This window comes from Micromonospora sp. L31 (genome assembly GCF_052068075.1).
GTDB lineage: Bacteria > Actinomycetota > Actinomycetes > Mycobacteriales > Micromonosporaceae > Micromonospora > Micromonospora purpureochromogenes.
On sequence record NZ_JBQHDC010000008.1, the window covers coordinates 46181 to 61959 of the forward strand.

Here is a 15779-nt window from a genome sequence, read left to right on the forward strand (position 1 = left end):
TTCGCGATCAAGGCCGTTACCCGCGCAGACGCGGGTAACGGCCTTGATCTGGTGCGGTATCCGGACCGACCTACCCGAGCTGCGGGACAGGTGCTCCGGTGCTCGCGAGGCCGAGCCGGGCGACCGCCGCCGTGACGAGCTCGTCCGGAGGCAGCGCGACGTCGAGGACCACCCCGGACTCGTCCGGGCGCAGCGGCTCCAGGATCGCCGTCTGGGAATCCAGCAGGCTCGCCGGCATGTAGTGCCCGGCACGCCGGGACATCCGGTCCCGGATCACCTGCGCCGGCCCGTCCAGGTGGACGAAGTCCAGGTTCGGCGGCCCCTGCCGCAGCAGGTCCCGGTAGGACCGCTTCAGCGCGGAGCAGGCCAGCACCGTCGACACTCCTTCGGCGTGGCGGGCGGCCATCCACGCGGCGAGGTCGCGCAGCCAGGGCCAGCGGGCCGCGTCGTCCAGCGGTACGCCCGAGCGCATCCGCGCCACGTTGGCCTCGGAGTGGAACTCGTCCGCCTCGGCGAACGTCAGCCCGGTCAGCTCGCTGATTCCCCTGGCCACGGTCGTCTTGCCGGCACCGGACACGCCCATCACGACGACGTGCCGGGTCGGCCGCGGGTCGCCGTGGGCGCGACGCCCGTCACCAGTCATGGACGGTGCCGTCCTTGAGCCGGTTGAACGGCAGGTACGCCGCCGTGTACGGGAACCGTGCGGCGGCCTGCTCGTCGAGCTCCACGCCGAGGCCCGGCTGCTCCCCAGGGTGGAGGTAGCCGTCGGCGAAGGTGAACGACTGCCGGAACACCTCGTTGGTCAGGGGCCCGTGCTGCATGTACTCCTGGATGCCGAAGTTGTGGATGGCGAGGTCGAGGTGGAGCGCGGCCGCCATGCCGACCGGTGAGATGTCCGTCGGACCGTGGATACCGGACTTGATCTGGTACTGCGCGGCGAAGTCGAGGAGCTTGCGCATGGCCGTGATGCCCCCGGTGTGGGTGACGGCGGACCGCACGTAGTCGATGAGCTGTTCCCGGATGAGCGTCTGGTAGTCCCAGACCGTGTTGAAGACCTCGCCGATGGCCAGCGGCGTGACGGTGTGCTGGCGGACCAGCCGCAGCGCCTCCTGGTTCTCCGCCGGCGTGCAGTCCTCCAGCCAGAACAGGTCGTACGGTTCGAGGTCCTTGCCGAGCCGGGCGGCCTGGATCGGGGTCATCCGGTGATGGCCGTCGTGCAGCAGCGGCAGTTCGGGGCCGAACTCGTTGCGTACCGCCTCGAAGACGCCGGGGAGGTGGCGCAGGTAGGCCCGGGTGTCCCAGTCCTCCTCGGCCGGCAGCGGGGTGCGCTGCGCCGGTTCGTAGTCGTAGCGCTTGCCGTCGGGGCTGGGCTGCGCGGCGACCCCGTACACGGCGTTGATCCCCGGCACGGAGGTCTGCACCCGGATCGACCGGTAGCCGAGCTCGAGGTGGTTGCGGATCGAGTCGAACAGCTCGGGGATGTCCCGCCCGGAGGCGTGCCCGTACGCCATGACGCCGGTCCGCGACGCACCGCCGAGCAACTGGTAGAGGGGCATTCCGGCGGCCTTCGCCTTGATGTCCCAGAGCGCGACGTCGACGGCCGCGATCGCCGCCATGGTCACCGGTCCGCGCCGCCAGTACGCCGAGCGGTACAGGAACTGCCAGGTGTCCTCGATGCGGTGCGGGTCCCGCCCGATCAGCAGCGGGACGACGTGGTCGGCCAGGTACGAGGCGACCGCCAGTTCCCGCCCGTTGAGGGTGCCGTCGCCCAGGCCGGTGAGCCCGTCGGCTGTGGTGATCTTCAGGGTGACGAAGTTGCGGTCGGGGCTGGTGACGATGACGTCCGCTGCGACAATCTTCACGGGGTGCCTTTCTCAGGTGGTGCTCAGCGAAGGGTGTTTCCGGTCTCGTGACCGTCGAGAAGGGACAGCTCGTCGCGGCGGGGCAGCCCCTCCCAGTCGCCGTGACCGGCGACCGCGAAGGCGCCGAGGGTCACCGCGCGGCGCAGGCGGCCGGCCAGGTCGAGTCCGTCGAGGTGCCCGGAGAGGTAGCCGGCGGTGAACGCGTCGCCCGCGCCGACGGTGTCCACCGCGGTCACGCGCACCGCCGCGACCTGCCGCACGCCGTCGCGGGTGTACGCCCGGGCGCCGTCGGCGCCCAGCTTGACCAGTACGGTCTCCACTCCGCGCGCCAGCAGGCCCGCCACGATCGTGGACTCGTCCGATCCCGGTTCGCCGACGAGGTCCAGCTCGTCGGCGGAGGCGATGACGAGCGACGCGTGGGCGGCCAGCGGGGCCAGCACGGCGCGGGCGGCTTCCCGCGTCCAGAGCCGGGTCCGGTGGTTGACGTCGAGGCTGACGAGCATCCCGGACCGGGAGCCGGTCTCGGCCGCCCACCGGGTGGCCTCGCGGGCGCTGTCGGAGAGGGCCGGGGTGATCCCGGTCAGGTGCAGCATCCGGGCGCCGTCGGCGATCGGCTTGGCCAGGTCCGCCACGCGCAGGGCCGATCCGGCCGAGCCCGCCCGGTGGTAGCGCACCCGGGTCAGGTCGGCGGTGCGCCGTTCCAGGAACAGCAGACCGGCGGGCCGGTCGGCGTCCCTGGTCACGTCGTCCACGCCGACGCCCTCGGCGCGCAACTGCCGCAGCACGTACTCGCCCAGTTCGTCGTCGCTGACCCGGCCCACCCACGCGACCCGGTGCCCGAGCCGGGCCAGGCCGATCGCGACGTTGGACTCCGCCCCGGCCAGGTGCATGGTCAGCGCGCCCCCGGCGGCCAGCGGGCCGGACGCCCGCAGCGACACCAGCGCCTCGCCGAAGGTGAGCAGGTCGACCGCGGTCATGAGGCCGGCGGGCGGGCGGCCGCCGCCAGGTAGGCCCGCGCCCGGTGGCGCAGCCCGTCGAGGTCACCGCCGGAGGCGGCGTCCCCGACCAGCGGGCCGCCGAGGCCGACGGCGATCGCCCCGGCGCTCAGATAGGCGGGCATCTCGGCCAGGCCCACCCCGCCGACCGCGACGAACGCAATGTCCGGGAACGGGTCGCGCAGCGCTTTCAGGTACGCCGGGCCGCCGAGGGACGCCGGGAAGAGCTTCACGGCGGACGCCCCCATCCGCACGGCCGTGTACGCCTCCGTCGGGGTGAGCGCCCCGGCGGCGACCGGGAGTCCGCGACGCACCGCCTCGGGGATGGACTCGACGACGGCCGGGGTGACGATGAACTGCGCGCCGGCGGCGAGCACGTCGGCGACGTCGCCGGCGGTCAGCACCGTCCCCGCGCCGACCAGCGCTCCGGCGGGCGCGGCCGAGCGGATGGCCTCGATGGCGTGCAGTGCGCCGGGCGTCGTGAGCGCCACCTCGACGACGCGGACGCCCTCTTCCAGCAGGGCGATGCCGGTGGCGACCGCGGCGGCGGTGTCGGTGCCGCGGATGACCGCCAGGACGCGGGCCGCGGCGAGTTCGGTGGTCAGGTCGAGGGTCATGGTCACCATTCCGCGTAGGAGCCGTCGGGGTGCCGCCACATCGGGCTGCGCCAGGCGTGGCCGCGCTTGTCGGCCGCGCGTACCGCCTGCTCGTCGATCTCGATGCCCAGCCCCGGCGCGGTGAGCCGCTCGACGTGCCCGTCGACGAAGGTCAGCGGCGTCTTGTCCAGGCAGTAGTCGAGCACCTCGGCGCCGAGGTTGTAGTGGATGCCGATGCTCTGTTCCTGGATCAGGTAGTTGGGCGTGGCGAAGCCGACCTGCAGGCAGGCGGCCAGGGCGATCGGCCCGAGCGGGCAGTGCGGGGCGAGCTGCACGTCGTAGACCTCGGCGAGCGCGGCGATCTTGCGTACCTCGGTGATGCCGCCGGCGTGCGAGAGGTCCGGTTGGGCGACCGCGATGCCGGCCTGGAGGACGGGCAGGAACTCCTGCCGGCTGTAGAGCCGCTCGCCGGTCGACACCGGGGTGGTGGTGGACCGGACGAACTCGCCGATGAGGTGGGAGTTCTCCGGCACGACCGGCTCCTCGAGGAACAGCGGCCGGTACGGCTCCAGCAGCGGTGCGACGCGGCGGGCGTTGGCGAGGGTGAACCGGCCGTGGAAGTCGACGGCGACGTCACGCTCGTCGCCGAGCACCTCGCGGGCGGCGGCCACCCGCTGGACCACCGCGTCCAGTTCGGCGACCGACGCGATCGGGCTCATCCGCCCGGAGGCGTTCATCTTGACGGCGGTCAGGCCCGCCGCCACCTGCGCGGCGATGTGGTCGCGGACCTCGTTCGGCTCGTCGCCGCCGACCCAGCCGTAGACCCGGATCCGGTCGCGGACGGGCCCGCCGAGCAGTTGGTGCACCGGTGCCCCGTACCGCTTGCCGGCGATGTCCCAGAGCGCCTGGTCGAGGCCGGCCACGGCGCTGGCCAGGATCGGGCCGCCCCGGTAGAACGAGCCCTTGGTCATGACCTGCCAGTGGTCCTCGATCCGCAGCGCGTCCCGGCCGATCAGGAGTTCACCGAGCTGCTCGACGGCGGCCCGGACGGTTTCGGAGCGACCCTCGCAGGTCGCCTCGCCCCAGCCGACGATCCCGGATCCGGTCTCGACGCGGACGAAGAGCCAGCGGGGGGCGACGAGGAACGTCTCGATGCGGGCGATTGTCGTCATGGTGTCCTCAGCCCTTCGTCGCGCCGGCGGTGAGCCCGGAGACGACGTACTTCTGCACGAACAGGGCGATCAGCATGATCGGCACGGTGACGACGGTGGCCGCCGCCATCAGGCCGCCCCAGTCGATGCTGGCGTAGCCGACGAAGTCGAAGATCGCGACGGGCAGGGTCTTGGTGTCGGCGCCGGAGAGCACCAGGGCGAACATGAAGTTGTTCCAGGAGAAGATGAAGGACAGGATGCCGGCGGTGGCCACGCCCGGCACCGAGAGCGGCAGCGTGATCCGGCGGAACGCGCCGATGTGGGTCAGCCCGTCCACGAGCGCCGCCTCCTCGAGTTCGAGGGGGAGGCCGTCGAAGTAGCCCATCATGATGTAGACCACCAGCGGCAGCGACACGAACATGTGGCTGAGGACGAGCACGCCGAACCCGCCGACCATCTGCAGGTTGGAGAAGACGTAGTACCAGGGCACCAGGAGCGAGACGCCGGGGATGACCCGCGCCATGAGCACCACCAGCGCCGACTTGCGCATGTTGAAGCGGCTCATCGAGTAGGCCGCCGGCACGCCGAGCAGCAGGGAGAGCGCGGTGGCCGCGAAGGCCACCCACAGGCTGTTGCCGATGAACTGGACGTAGTTCGCCTGCTTCAGGACGTTGGCGTAGTTGTCCACGGTGGGCGAGAAGACGACCGCCTTGCCCGTGTCGTAGATGTCGACGTTGGTCTTGAACGACGCGGCGATCATCCAGAACAGCGGTGCGAGCAGCGCGATCACCACGACGGCGAGCGCCACGAAGCGGAAGATCCGGTAGGCGGAGCGGGCCTTCATCGCTGCGCCTCCTTCCTGCGGGACGTCAGGGCCCACATCGACCCGATGATGATCAGGAAGAAGATGATGAGGACCGTCGATGAGATGCCGTACTCGTTGTAGTCGAAGCTCAGGCCGTAGGCGTACACGTTGAGCGTCTCGACCTCGTGGAACGAGCCGCCGCCGCGGCCCTTGGTGGCGTAGAGGATGTCGAAGGTCTTCAGCGCGTCGATGCCGCGCAGCAGGATCGCGACGATCACGGTGGGCATCACCAGCGGCAGGGTGACGTGCCGGAACCGCTGCCAGCTGCTGGCGCCGTCGATGCGCGCCGCCTCCTGGGGCTCGTCGGAGAGCGAGGTCAGGCCCGCGAGCAGGATCAGCACGACCATCGGCGTCCACTGCCACACGTCGATGAAGATCGTCGTGGGCAGCGCCGAGTGCTGGCCGGCGAGCCACGGCTGGGGTCCGATGCCGAACCAGCCGAGCAGCTGGTTGGCCATCCCGATGTTCGGGTCGAAGATGAGCCGCCACATCATGCCGACCGCGACCGGGGTGGCGACCAGCGGCATCAGGATGGCGACCCGGACCCACTTCTGGCCCCGGAACGGTCGCCACAGCAGCAGCGCGACGGCCATGCCGAGGACGACCTCGAACACCAGCGCGACGACGGTGAACGCGGCGGTCCGCCCGACGGCGGGCCAGAACCGCTCGGTGTCCGAGAGCACCTCGACGTAGTTCTGGAAGCCCACGAACTCCGACTCGGCCCGCACCGAACCCTCGGCGTCGGTCAGGCTCAGATAGCCGGTCCAGGCCAGCGGGAAGACGATCAGCGCGGCGACGAACACCATGGCGGGCGCCGCGAAGAGCCACTTGCGATGCTCGTTGGCCCAGCGGGCCCAGCCGGGCGTGTCGGGTGTGACGGAGGCGTCGGGGGGTCTGGTGCGGGTGGTGACTGTTGCCATGAGATCTCCGGGGTGGGCGGGCCGGGCGGGGGAGTCAGGGTGGCGGAGCCGGACGGCGCCGCCACCCCGCGCTCGGCTTTACTTGGCCTCGTCGTCCAGGAACTTCTGGAATGCCGTGTTGGCGGTCTCGGCCGCGGCCGCCGCGTCCTTGCCGGCGATGGCGTCGACGATCGGCTGGCCGACGATCTCCCGGGCCTGGGCGACCTTGTTGACCAGCGGGCGGTCGTGCCCGATGCCGTCCTTGGTGCTGGCCGCGATGGCCTCGACGAGGTCCTTCGGGTAGGACGCGGTGCCCTCCGGGTTGGCCCAGACCGAGGTACGCGCGCTCGGCACGCCGGCCTTCTGCTGCGCGAGCGTCTGCTCCTTGCCGGTCGCCCACTCGACGAACTTCCAGGCGTTGCTCTGGTTCTTCGAGCCGTCGCTGACGCCCAGCGCCCAGGAGGGGATGTTGTAGGGCTTCGAACCGGCCGGGCCGGCCGGGAACGGCGCGAAGCCGACGGTGTCGGCGACCTTCGACTTGGTCGGGTCGGTGGCGTTCTTGTAGAGCGAGTTGGCCTCGGTGTAGAAGGCGGCCTTGCCCTGGGTGAAGATGGCCATCGCCTCCGGCCAGCTCATGTCGGTGCTGACGTTCGCCGGGCCCTGGTCCTTGATGAGCCCGCCGTAGTACGCGTACGCCTGCTTGGCCTGCTCGGTGTTGACGGTGGCCTTGCCGCTGCTGTCGACGAAGTCACCGCCGAAGCTGTAGAGGAAGCTGGAGAACTGGGTGACCGCCGGCGACTTGCCGGTACGGGCGACGAAGCCGGCGACGCTCGGGTCGGCCGCCTTGATCTTCGTGGCCGCCGCCTTGAGCTCGTCGAGCGTCTTCGGCGGGGCGGTCAGCCCGGCCTTGGCCAGCAGGTCCTTGCGGTAGTACAGGACCTCCTGCTCGGTGATGATCGGAACGCCGACCGGCTTGCCCTCGTACGAGGTGGCCTGCACCGGGCCGGCCTGGAAGTCGCTGAAGTCCCAGTCCTTGTTGGACTTGACCTCGTCGGACAGGTCGGCGAGGTACTTGTTCTTGGCGAACAGCTTCCCCTCCTGCAGGGGGCGGTACATCATCACGTCGATGTCGCTGGAGCCCGCGTTCAGCTTGACGTTGTACTGGTCGGAGAGCTGGTCCTCGCCGAGCTGGGTGAGCTCGACCTTGAGCCCGGTCTGCTTCTCGAACTCGGGCAGGGCCTTCTTGATGTTCTCCGTCCACACGTGGTTGGCCAGGGTCACGCGCACTGTCTTGGTGGCGCCGCTGTCCTCACCGCCGCCGCACGCGCTGAGGCCCATGGCGGCAACCACGGCCAGAGAAGTTCCGATTATCGATCGACGCCGCACGTCCATCTCTCCTTCTGTGGTGGCCGCCGCCCGGGGGAGGAGCGCCACATCGTTGTAACGTCCGCTTAACGACCGGATGTTAGGCCCAAAAAGCTGACTTATTCAAGAGGTGATCTCTAACTGATATGCTCCGAACCGTGGATCAGTCCTCCCCAGGGGTCGCACCCGTCCAGCACGCCCCTGCCGAGGCCGGGCTGCACGCCCGCGTTCTCGACCACCTCGGCACCGCCATCTGCGGCGGCGAGGTGGCCGCCGGATCCGTCCTCAACATCGACGACCTCGTCGAGCGGTACGCCGTGTCCCGCTCGGTGATCCGCGAGGTCCTGCGGGTGCTCGCGTCCATGGGATTCGTCGAGACCCGGCGCCGGGTCGGGGTCATGATCCGACCGGCCGGGGCGTGGAACGTCTTCGATCCGCAGGTGATCCGCTGGCGGCTCGCCTCGGCCGGCCGCATGGCGCAGATGCGCTCGATTACCGAACTGCGGACCGCCGTCGAGCCGCACGCCGCGTGGCTGGCCGCCGGCCGCGTCGACCACGACGAGGCGAGCGACCTGGTCGGGCTCGCCGCCAAGATGTGGGCCGCCGGGAAGGCCGGTGACGAGGAGCGCTTCCTCAGCCTGGACATCGAGTTCCACCGGCGGGTGCTGGTCGCTTCCGGCAACGAGATGTTCGTGAAACTCCAGGAACTGGTCGCCGAGGTGCTCACCGGCCGACACCACTACCACCTGATGCCGCACTACCCCGACGAGCAGGCGCTGCAACTGCACGCCGACGTCGCCCAGGCGATCCAGCGACGCGACGGCGAACGGGCCCGGGACGCCATGGTGCGGATCATGGAGCAGGCGTTCGACGAGATGAAGTCGATGTGGGAGCAGACCGGCGAGCCCGGTCAGGGCTGACTCCGCTGAGCCCTGGCGTCCATATCGCCGGGGGTATGACCCAGGGGATAGGGCAGGCTGATCGATTCATATCAATATGATGTCCGCATCCCTGAATCAGGTGCGCTCCTCACGAGGCGTGCCGGTCGGAATGCGGAGGACCACATGCTTCGTTGGCGCACCCTCACCGGCCTGCTGGCCGCCGCGTTGGCCGCGGTGACCGCGGGCAGCCTCAGCCTCGCCGCGCCCGCCGCCGCGGCCGAGCCCACGCCCACCCCGTACGTCGTCGGCGGCACCCGCGCCGCCCAGGGGGAGTTCCCGTTCATGGTGCGACTCTCGATGGGCTGCGGCGGAGCCCTGTACAGCCCGCGACTGGTGCTCACGGCCGCGCACTGCGTGGGCCGCACGGGCACCAACACCAGCATCACCGCGACGCTCGGGGTGGTCGACCTGCAGTCGTCCAGCCGGATCACCGTCCGGTCGAACTACGTCTACCGCGCGCCCGGCTACAACGGCAACGGCAAGGACTGGGCGCTGATCAGGCTGGCCACCCCGGTCACCGGGCTGAGCACCCTGCCGATCGCCAGCACCACCGCCTATGACAACGGCACGTTCACCGTCGCCGGCTGGGGCGCGGCGCGTGAGGGCGGCTCCCAGCAGCGATACCTGCTCAAGGCGACCGTGCCGTTCGTGAGCGACTCCACCTGCAACGCCAACTACGGCGGCCAGATCATCGTCGCCGAGGAGATCTGCGCCGGGTACGCCAGCGGCGGCACGGACACCTGCCAGGGCGACTCGGGCGGCCCGATGTTCCGCCGCGACGCCAGCAACGCGTGGATCCAGGTCGGCATCGTCAGCTGGGGCAACGGCTGTGCCCGGCCCAACTACCCGGGCGTCTACACCCAGGTGAGCTACTTCTCCTCGTCGATCGCCTCGGCCGCCGCCAGTCTCGGCGGCTGACCGTACGCCGCCGGTCTCGGCGGCTGACCGTACGACCCTCGCGGCCCGGCTGACGACCAGCCGGGCCGCCGGCGTGCCGGCGCAGGTGTCACCGGACTGTCACAGGAGACGCACAGATTCCGCCGCGCGGTGACGCTGGGGTGACGCGGATTTGCGCAGACTTCCAGCTGAGGCGAGCGATCCACGGGTCACCCGAGGCCCCTTTCACCGGTCCAACCGGCGGTCGGTCGGCTCCGACAAGGCCTTCGCCGCCCATGGTCCCCTGGTGCAGGGAGTCGATCGTGAACTGTGACAAGAGCACACGGTTGTCCACGGCAGGGGGCAGCACACCACAGCCGGTGTCCGACGCCGAGCCGACGGTCCGCCTCCTGCTGCTCGGCGGCTTCCGGCTGCTGCACGGCAGGCGGCCGGTGGTGGTGCCGCGCGGCCTGCAACGCACCATCGCGCTGATCGGGCTGCGCCCGGGCGCGACCCGCGCCCAACTGGCCGGCCTGCTCTGGCCGGGGGTGCCTGAGGAGCGCGCCCTGTCCTCGTTGCGGACCGCGCTGTGGCGGCTGCGCCGGGACCCGGTCTGCCAGGTGATCACCGACGGCGACACGGTCCGGTTGCACCCGACGGTCGACGTGGACGTCGACGAGCTGGCTCGGGCCGACGCCCGGGTGAGCCAGGGTGGCGATCCCCGGCCGGCGGCGGCGGTCCTCGCCGCCGGGCGCCACGACCTGCTGCCCGGCTGGTACGACGACTGGGTCCTGCTGGAGCGGGAACGGCTCAGACAGTTGCGGCTGCACCTGCTGGACGAGATGGCCGGGGCCCACCTGCGCGCCGGCGAGCACGGGGAGGCGTTGCAGGCCGCGCTCGAGGCGATGGCGGCCGAACCGTTGCGGGAGACCCCGCACCGGCTGGTGGTCCAGACGCACCTGGCGGAGGGCAACGCGTACGAGGCGCTGCACGCCTACTTCGTCTACCGGGACCTCCTGCGGCGCGAGTTGCAGCTGGAACCGTCGGCGGCGATGCGCGCGCTGATCAGCGAGGTGCTCGCGTCCCACGACCGGCCGAGGCAAGCCCCGGTCCCAGGGGCGCGCGGTGTCCCGCGACTCGTGCCCGGCCCGGCCGGCGACCGCGCCACCGTGCGCGCCCACCCCGGCCCGCCGAACCTGCTCCCCGCGCCCACGGCGGGCCACCCGCCGGCGCGGGCGCCACTGCTCCGCGGGCCCGTCCCCAGCCCGTCAACGCGACCGGACCCGGCGCCGGTCGCCGGTGACGGCGGGGTGACGCGAGGTCCGGCAAGGTCGCAGGACGACGGCGTCGCGGTCCGGGCGCCGCTGGCCGGGACCTGTCACCCGGCGCAGCCGGGAGTGCCGCCGTTCGGCCCGGGCGACCGGTCGAGAAAGGACGCGCGCCGGCCGTCGTCCCGACCGTGAGGCCGGCGGACCGGCCGAGGAACCACCTCCGCGGCCCAGGAAGGAATCCGTGATGATCCGCAGAACGCTCACCGCTCGCGACTCCCGCCCGGCAACGGCCGACGTGCGCCGCACAAGGTGCCACCGCCGCACCGTCCCGCGCAGGCCGTCGAAGGAGCTTCCATGATCAGAACCATGTGCCGCATACGCGCGCGGCCGGGCTGCGAGGACGCCGTGGCAGCCGCGTGGCGAGCGGTCGCCGGGCAGGTCGGCGAGCTGCCCGGCAACCTCGTGCAGGCCCTGCTCCTCGACGCCGACGACCCGCGCTCGTTCGTCGTCGTCACCGAGTGGACCGACGAGTCCGCGCTGCGCGGCTACGAGAACGGCCCCGTCGCCGCGCGCTTCTCCGCCGCCGTCCGCCCGCTGCGGGAGCCGTCGTCGGCCGACAGCTACCAGGTGATGCGCGACCCCGGCGGGCCGGGGCGGAGCATCTTCGTTGACGTCGAGGTCACCGTGCCGGCCGCCCGGCTCGCCGAGTTCACCCGCGGCTACGCCGAGGTGAAGGCACGGATGGCGGACGTGCCCGGCTACCTGCGCGAGGACCTGCTCCGCGAGCCCGACTCGGACGTCCACCACATCTTCGCCGAATGGCGCAGCCAAGCGGAGTTCTTCCGCTGGATCGGCAACCCCGCACACGCGCAGGAGGAGGCCGGGCCGATCGCGCCGTTCCTCCTCGACTTCCGGCGCCGCCTGTTCCACAGCGCGGCTCATTCCGACACCAGGCGAGAACCGAGTACGGGCAAGGAGATCGACGTGCACACGACAACGGACGTACTCATCGTCGGAGCGGGGCCCACCGGGCTGACCGCCGCCGTCGAGCTGGCCCGGCGCGGCATCGAGTGCCGGGTGGTCGAGAAGCGGGCCACCCCGCCGGGGCAGGCCGACAAGGCGATCGGCGTGCACTGCCGCACGATGGAGATCTGGGAGAGCCAGGGCATCGTGCGCGAGGCGATGGACGCCGGGATCTGGCTGACCGGCAACATGGTGTTCGTCAACGGGGTGCAGACCCACCAGATGAGCTGGGAGCTGCCCGAGCTGCCCTACGCGCACCTCGGCCTGCCCCAGTACGAGACCGAGCGCATCCTCACCGAACGGCTGGCCACCCTCGGCGTACGCCCGCAGCGCGGTGCCGAGCTGGTCGCGTTCACCCAGGACGACGACGGCGTCCTGGCCACGCTCGCGACCGCCGCCGGCGAGGAGACGGTACGCGCCAAGTACCTCGTCGGCTGCGACGGCGCGCACAGCAAGGTACGCGAGCTGCTCGGGTTGACGTTCTCCGGCGGGCTGGGCCGGTTCCCGCAGCTCTTCATGCTCTGCGACGTGGACGTGGACTGGGACATGCCGGAGGGCCACCTGCTCCGGTTCATGCACGAGACCGACGGCCAGATGGACGGGATGCTGGTCTGCGTGCCGCTGCGCGGCGAGTCCCGGTACCGGATCGCCACCCTCGCGCCGCCCCGGTTCTTCGCGCAGACCGGCGGGCAGGACGCCCCGCCGGGGTTCAGCGAGGAACTCGCCGAACCCACCCTCGCCGACCTCCAGGTCGCGCTGGACCGGCTGGCCCCGCCCGGCACCCGCGCGTCGAACCTGCGCTGGTCGTCGGTGTTCCGGATCAGCCACGGCATCGTGGACCGGTACGGCGACGGCCGGGTGTTCGTGGCCGGCGACGCGGCCCACCTGCACCCGCCCGCGGGCGGCCAGGGCATGAACACCGGCATCCAGGACGCCTGGAACCTGGCGTGGAAACTGGCCCTGGCGGTACGCGGGATCGCCGCCCCCGGGCTGCTGGACAGCTACGAGACCGAACGGCGCCCGGAGGGCGAGGAGATCGTCGGGCGCGCGGTGCGGCTGGCCTTCACCGACGAGCTGGACCGCGACGACCTGAAGCGGCAGTTCCTCCAGGAGATGTCCATGCTGCTCAGCTACGCGGACAGCCCGCTGGTCGGCGAGTCGCTGTCCGCTCCCGACGCCCTGCGCGCCGGCCCCGGGCCCGGCGACCGCGCTCCCGACGTCGGCGGCCTGCACCGGCGGGGCGTCGGGCACCCGCTGCGCCTGCACGAGCTGACCCACGGCACCCGGCACACGCTGCTGCTCTACGCCGACAAATCCGCCGACCTGGCGGCGTCGACCGACCTGGGGAAGCTCTGCGCCGACGTCCGCCGGCAGACCTCCGGGCAGGTCGACATCTACCTGCTGCTCAGCCCGGACGCCCCGGTGCCGGCGCTGCTCGATCCGCCGGTGGTGCACGACGCCGAAGGCGGGTTCCGCGCCACCTACGGCGTTGACGGCAGCGGCCTCTACCTGATCCGCCCGGACGGGCACGTCGGGTTCCGCAGCCAGCCGATCGACGCCGACGCGCTCGGCAAGCACCTGCAACTGGTCTTCGGAGGCGCGCGATGACGACGGTACGCACCGTGCTCGCCATGCGTACCAAGGAGGGCTGCGAGGAACGGTTCGAGGCGGAGTGGCGCTCGGCGGCGGAGGCGATCCGCGCGCTGGACGGCTGCCTGAAGCAGGACCTGGTCCGCGACGCCGACGACCCGCGCAGCTACCTGATCATCAGCGACTGGGCGGACCGCGAACGGCTGGACGCCTTCGGCCGCAGCGAGCACCGGGACCGGCTGTTGCAGATGATCCGCGAGCTTCGCGAATCCGCGCAGCGGCACACCTACCAGGTTCTGCACAGCGTACGCAGCGAGCCCGAGGAGTCACGATGACCGAGGATGCGGTACCCGCGTCGGAGCTCTACACCCCCGAGTTCGCCGCCAATCCCTATCCCGCCTTCGCCCGGCTGCGGGCGGAGAAGCCGGTGTGCCCGATCAGCTCGCCGCGGTTCGACTCGTACCTGATCACCCGGTTCGACGACGCCAAGGCCGCGCTGATCGACCCCCGGCTGTCCAAGGACCTCTACGGCCCGGGCCAGGAGTACCTGCGGATCTTCGGGCCGAACTCCGAGGCGTTGAACAAGAACATGCTCAACGCGGACCCGCCCGAGCACACCAGGCTGCGCCGGATCGTGTCCCAGGCGTTCGCGCCGCGTCGGGTCGAGGCCCTGCGGCCCCGGGTGGCGGAGATCGTGGACAACCTGCTCGACAAGATCATCCCGCAGGGTCAGGCCGAGCTGATGCACGACTTCGCGATCCCGCTGCCGATGATGGTGATCAGCCACCTGCTCGGCATCCCGGAGACCGACCACGAGCGGGTCCTCGACTGGACCCAGGTGATCAGGACGTCCGGGTCGTCCGGCCGTAGTCCCGAGGAGGACCGGGCGGCCGTGCAGGAGGCCCAGCTCCGGCTGCACCACTATCTCGTCGACCTGATCCAGGCCAAACGCGCGCACCCCGGCGACGACATGATCAGCGCGCTGATCGACGCCTGCGAACACGGCCGACAGCTGTCCGAACCCGAACTGGTCACCACCACGTTCCTGCTGCTGTTCGCCGGGCACCAGACCACCGCGGACTTCCTCGGCAACGCCACCGTGGCGCTGCTGACCAATCCCGACCAGCTCGACCTGCTGCGCGCCAAGCCGGAACTGCTGCCCTCGGCGATCGAGGAGCTGCTGAGGTTCGACGGCCCGCTGCCGGTCGCCAGTCCCCGGATCGCCACCGAGGACGTCGAGTACCAGGGCGTCCGCATCCCGCGCGGGTCGATCGTCGGCGTCGTGATCAACGCGGCGAACCACGACCCGGCCCACTTCGTCGACCCGGACCGGCTGGACCTGCGCCGGGTGCGGGGCCCGCACATCGGCTTCGGCCACGGCGTCCACTACTGCCTCGGCGTCTCACTGGCCCGGATGGAGGCACAGATCGCCATCGAGGCGCTGCTGCGCCGGCTACCGGACCTGCGGCTCGGGGTGCCGGTCTCCCAGCTGCGCCGGCTGCCGGCCGGGTCGCCGTTCCGTGGCCTGCTGGAGCTTCCGGTCGAGTTCACCGCCTGGGACGCCGGATCGCCCTCCCCGATCGGCGGGGACGCGGGAGCGCCGTCCCCGATCGGCCACCAGAGATCACCGTCCACGCAAGCACCCGTCCACACACCCGAGGAGCGGTAATGGTCTTCCGAAACGTGATCGTCTGCCACATGGTTCCGGGCAGCGACGACATCGTCGGTGATGTCTTCGGCTACTACGACAAGTCGACCCGACCGCAGGACCTCGGCGTGATCGGGCGCCGGCTGCTGTCCTTCCACGACCTCTACATCCACGTGATCGAACGCAGGGAGGACCCGCGGATCTCCGGCCAGACCCGGGGACTGCCGGCGTTCCAGAAGATCGCCGAGGCCATCGCCCCGTACGTGACGCCGTACCCGAAATACTGGAAGAACCCCTCCGACTCCGTCGCCAAGGAGTTCTACAGCTGGGTCCCCGACGAGGACCCGGCGCCGGAGTCGGCCGACCGGAACCTCACCGTCATCATCGGACGGATCAAGCCCGGCGCGGAGCCCGACGTCGCGCGCATCTTCGGCGAGTCCGACGCCGGGTCGCTGCCGGTCCAGCTCGGCGTCACCGGGCGCTGGCTGTACTCGATCGACGACGTCTACGTGCACCTGTTGGAACGCACCGACGCGGCGGCCGCCGACGGCGCGGGGCAGGACCACGAGCAGCCGGTGTTCGCCAAGATCATGGCGGAGCTGAGCCCGTACATCAGCCCGTACAACCCGGCGACCTGGCGTGGGCCGGAGGACTCGGTGGCCAAGGAGTTCTACCGCTGGCAGGCCGAGGACTGACG

The 15779-nt window shown here is 71.2% G+C and carries 14 protein-coding genes and 1 pseudogene; 7 read left to right on the forward strand and 8 right to left on the reverse strand.

From position 1 onward, the window contains the following. Nucleotides 1-70: 70 nt before the first annotated feature. The 8 genes from ACTMS9_RS21595 to ACTMS9_RS21630 form a co-directional block, all read right to left on the reverse strand. Nucleotides 71-643 (reverse strand): gluconokinase, encoded by a 573-nt coding sequence (locus tag ACTMS9_RS21595; protein WP_441148546.1) that lies wholly within the window; start codon nucleotides 641-643, stop codon nucleotides 71-73. Continuing rightward, on the reverse strand, nucleotides 633-1862 hold the full coding sequence (gene manD, locus ACTMS9_RS21600) for a D-mannonate dehydratase ManD (protein WP_441148545.1): 1230 nt from the start codon (nucleotides 1860-1862) through the stop codon (nucleotides 633-635). The genes ACTMS9_RS21595 and manD overlap by 11 nt, the downstream gene beginning before the upstream one ends. Nucleotides 1863-1885: 23 nt before the next feature. Further along, nucleotides 1886-2839, reverse strand: a complete 954-nt coding sequence (locus tag ACTMS9_RS21605; RefSeq protein WP_441165809.1) for a sugar kinase — start codon at nucleotides 2837-2839, stop codon at nucleotides 1886-1888. Next, nucleotides 2836-3474: a bifunctional 4-hydroxy-2-oxoglutarate aldolase/2-dehydro-3-deoxy-phosphogluconate aldolase gene (locus tag ACTMS9_RS21610; RefSeq protein ID WP_441165810.1), complete on the reverse strand. Its 639-nt coding sequence runs from the start codon at nucleotides 3472-3474 to the stop codon at nucleotides 2836-2838. The genes ACTMS9_RS21605 and ACTMS9_RS21610 overlap by 4 nt, the downstream gene beginning before the upstream one ends. A gap of 2 nt (nucleotides 3475-3476) precedes the next feature. Then, entirely contained in the window at nucleotides 3477-4625 is a 1149-nt protein-coding gene (gene dgoD / locus ACTMS9_RS21615; RefSeq protein WP_441165811.1) for a galactonate dehydratase, read from the reverse strand. Nucleotides 4626-4632: 7 nt separating this feature from the next. Then, complete coding sequence (locus ACTMS9_RS21620) at nucleotides 4633-5448, reverse strand: carbohydrate ABC transporter permease (protein ID WP_441165812.1); 816 nt, start codon at nucleotides 5446-5448, stop codon at nucleotides 4633-4635. Beyond that, complete coding sequence (locus ACTMS9_RS21625) at nucleotides 5445-6389, reverse strand: carbohydrate ABC transporter permease (RefSeq protein WP_441165813.1); 945 nt, start codon at nucleotides 6387-6389, stop codon at nucleotides 5445-5447. The genes ACTMS9_RS21620 and ACTMS9_RS21625 overlap by 4 nt, the downstream gene beginning before the upstream one ends. A 78-nt stretch (nucleotides 6390-6467) precedes the next feature. After that, complete coding sequence (locus ACTMS9_RS21630) at nucleotides 6468-7706, reverse strand: ABC transporter substrate-binding protein (RefSeq protein WP_441165814.1); 1239 nt, start codon at nucleotides 7704-7706, stop codon at nucleotides 6468-6470. A 185-nt stretch (nucleotides 7707-7891) separates the two neighbouring features. On the opposite strand from ACTMS9_RS21630, the gene ACTMS9_RS21635 reads away from it, so the two are divergent. The 7 genes and pseudogenes from ACTMS9_RS21635 (at nucleotide 7892) to ACTMS9_RS21665 (ending at nucleotide 15777) form a co-directional block, all read left to right on the forward strand. Further along, on the forward strand, nucleotides 7892-8653 hold the full coding sequence (locus ACTMS9_RS21635) for a FadR/GntR family transcriptional regulator (RefSeq protein WP_441148538.1): 762 nt from the start codon (nucleotides 7892-7894) through the stop codon (nucleotides 8651-8653). A gap of 144 nt (nucleotides 8654-8797) precedes the next feature. Beyond that, nucleotides 8798-9592: a S1 family peptidase gene (locus ACTMS9_RS21640; RefSeq protein WP_441148537.1), complete on the forward strand. Its 795-nt coding sequence runs from the start codon at nucleotides 8798-8800 to the stop codon at nucleotides 9590-9592. 254 nt (nucleotides 9593-9846) lie between these two features. Continuing rightward, nucleotides 9847-10683, forward strand: a pseudogene (locus ACTMS9_RS21645) (AfsR/SARP family transcriptional regulator); the annotation flags it as partial. A gap of 492 nt (nucleotides 10684-11175) precedes the next feature. After that, a complete protein-coding gene (locus ACTMS9_RS21650; protein ID WP_441165815.1) occupies nucleotides 11176-13452 on the forward strand; it encodes an FAD-dependent oxidoreductase in 2277 nt (758 codons plus the stop codon). Further along, nucleotides 13449-13769 carry a putative quinol monooxygenase gene (locus tag ACTMS9_RS21655; protein WP_441165816.1) on the forward strand — a complete coding sequence of 107 codons (321 nt, stop codon included), beginning with the start codon at nucleotides 13449-13451 and terminating at the stop codon, nucleotides 13767-13769. Before ACTMS9_RS21650 ends, ACTMS9_RS21655 begins: the two co-directional genes overlap by 4 nt. Then, the gene (locus ACTMS9_RS21660) at nucleotides 13766-15103 is read left to right on the forward strand and encodes a cytochrome P450 family protein (protein WP_441165817.1); all 1338 of its coding nucleotides are present in this window, start codon (nucleotides 13766-13768) and stop codon (nucleotides 15101-15103) included. The genes ACTMS9_RS21655 and ACTMS9_RS21660 overlap by 4 nt, the downstream gene beginning before the upstream one ends. Next, nucleotides 15103-15777 (forward strand): TcmI family type II polyketide cyclase, encoded by a 675-nt coding sequence (locus ACTMS9_RS21665; protein ID WP_441165818.1) that lies wholly within the window; start codon nucleotides 15103-15105, stop codon nucleotides 15775-15777. The genes ACTMS9_RS21660 and ACTMS9_RS21665 overlap by 1 nt, the downstream gene beginning before the upstream one ends. Nucleotides 15778-15779: the final 2 nt, after the last annotated feature.

What these genes read in the sequence shown, in the direction of transcription:
- ACTMS9_RS21665 (WP_441165818.1), top strand. Translation starts at nt 15,103, where the DNA reads ATGGTCTTCCGAAACGTGATCGTCTGCCACATGGTTCCGGGCAGCGAC.
- ACTMS9_RS21655 (WP_441165816.1), top strand. Translation starts at nt 13,449, where the DNA reads ATGACGACGGTACGCACCGTGCTCGCCATGCGTACCAAGGAGGGCTGC.
- ACTMS9_RS21610 (WP_441165810.1), bottom strand. Translation starts at nt 3,474, where the DNA reads ATGACCCTCGACCTGACCACCGAACTCGCCGCGGCCCGCGTCCTGGCG.
- ACTMS9_RS21650 (WP_441165815.1), top strand. Translation starts at nt 11,176, where the DNA reads ATGATCAGAACCATGTGCCGCATACGCGCGCGGCCGGGCTGCGAGGAC.
- ACTMS9_RS21660 (WP_441165817.1), top strand. Translation starts at nt 13,766, where the DNA reads ATGACCGAGGATGCGGTACCCGCGTCGGAGCTCTACACCCCCGAGTTC.
- dgoD (WP_441165811.1), bottom strand. Translation starts at nt 4,625, where the DNA reads ATGACGACAATCGCCCGCATCGAGACGTTCCTCGTCGCCCCCCGCTGG.
- ACTMS9_RS21630 (WP_441165814.1), bottom strand. Translation starts at nt 7,706, where the DNA reads ATGGGCCTCAGCGCGTGCGGCGGCGGTGAGGACAGCGGCGCCACCAAG.
- ACTMS9_RS21620 (WP_441165812.1), bottom strand. Translation starts at nt 5,448, where the DNA reads ATGAAGGCCCGCTCCGCCTACCGGATCTTCCGCTTCGTGGCGCTCGCC.
- ACTMS9_RS21605 (WP_441165809.1), bottom strand. Translation starts at nt 2,839, where the DNA reads ATGACCGCGGTCGACCTGCTCACCTTCGGCGAGGCGCTGGTGTCGCTG.
- ACTMS9_RS21625 (WP_441165813.1), bottom strand. Translation starts at nt 6,389, where the DNA reads ATGGCAACAGTCACCACCCGCACCAGACCCCCCGACGCCTCCGTCACA.
- ACTMS9_RS21640 (WP_441148537.1), top strand. Translation starts at nt 8,798, where the DNA reads ATGCTTCGTTGGCGCACCCTCACCGGCCTGCTGGCCGCCGCGTTGGCC.
- ACTMS9_RS21595 (WP_441148546.1), bottom strand. Translation starts at nt 643, where the DNA reads ATGACTGGTGACGGGCGTCGCGCCCACGGCGACCCGCGGCCGACCCGG.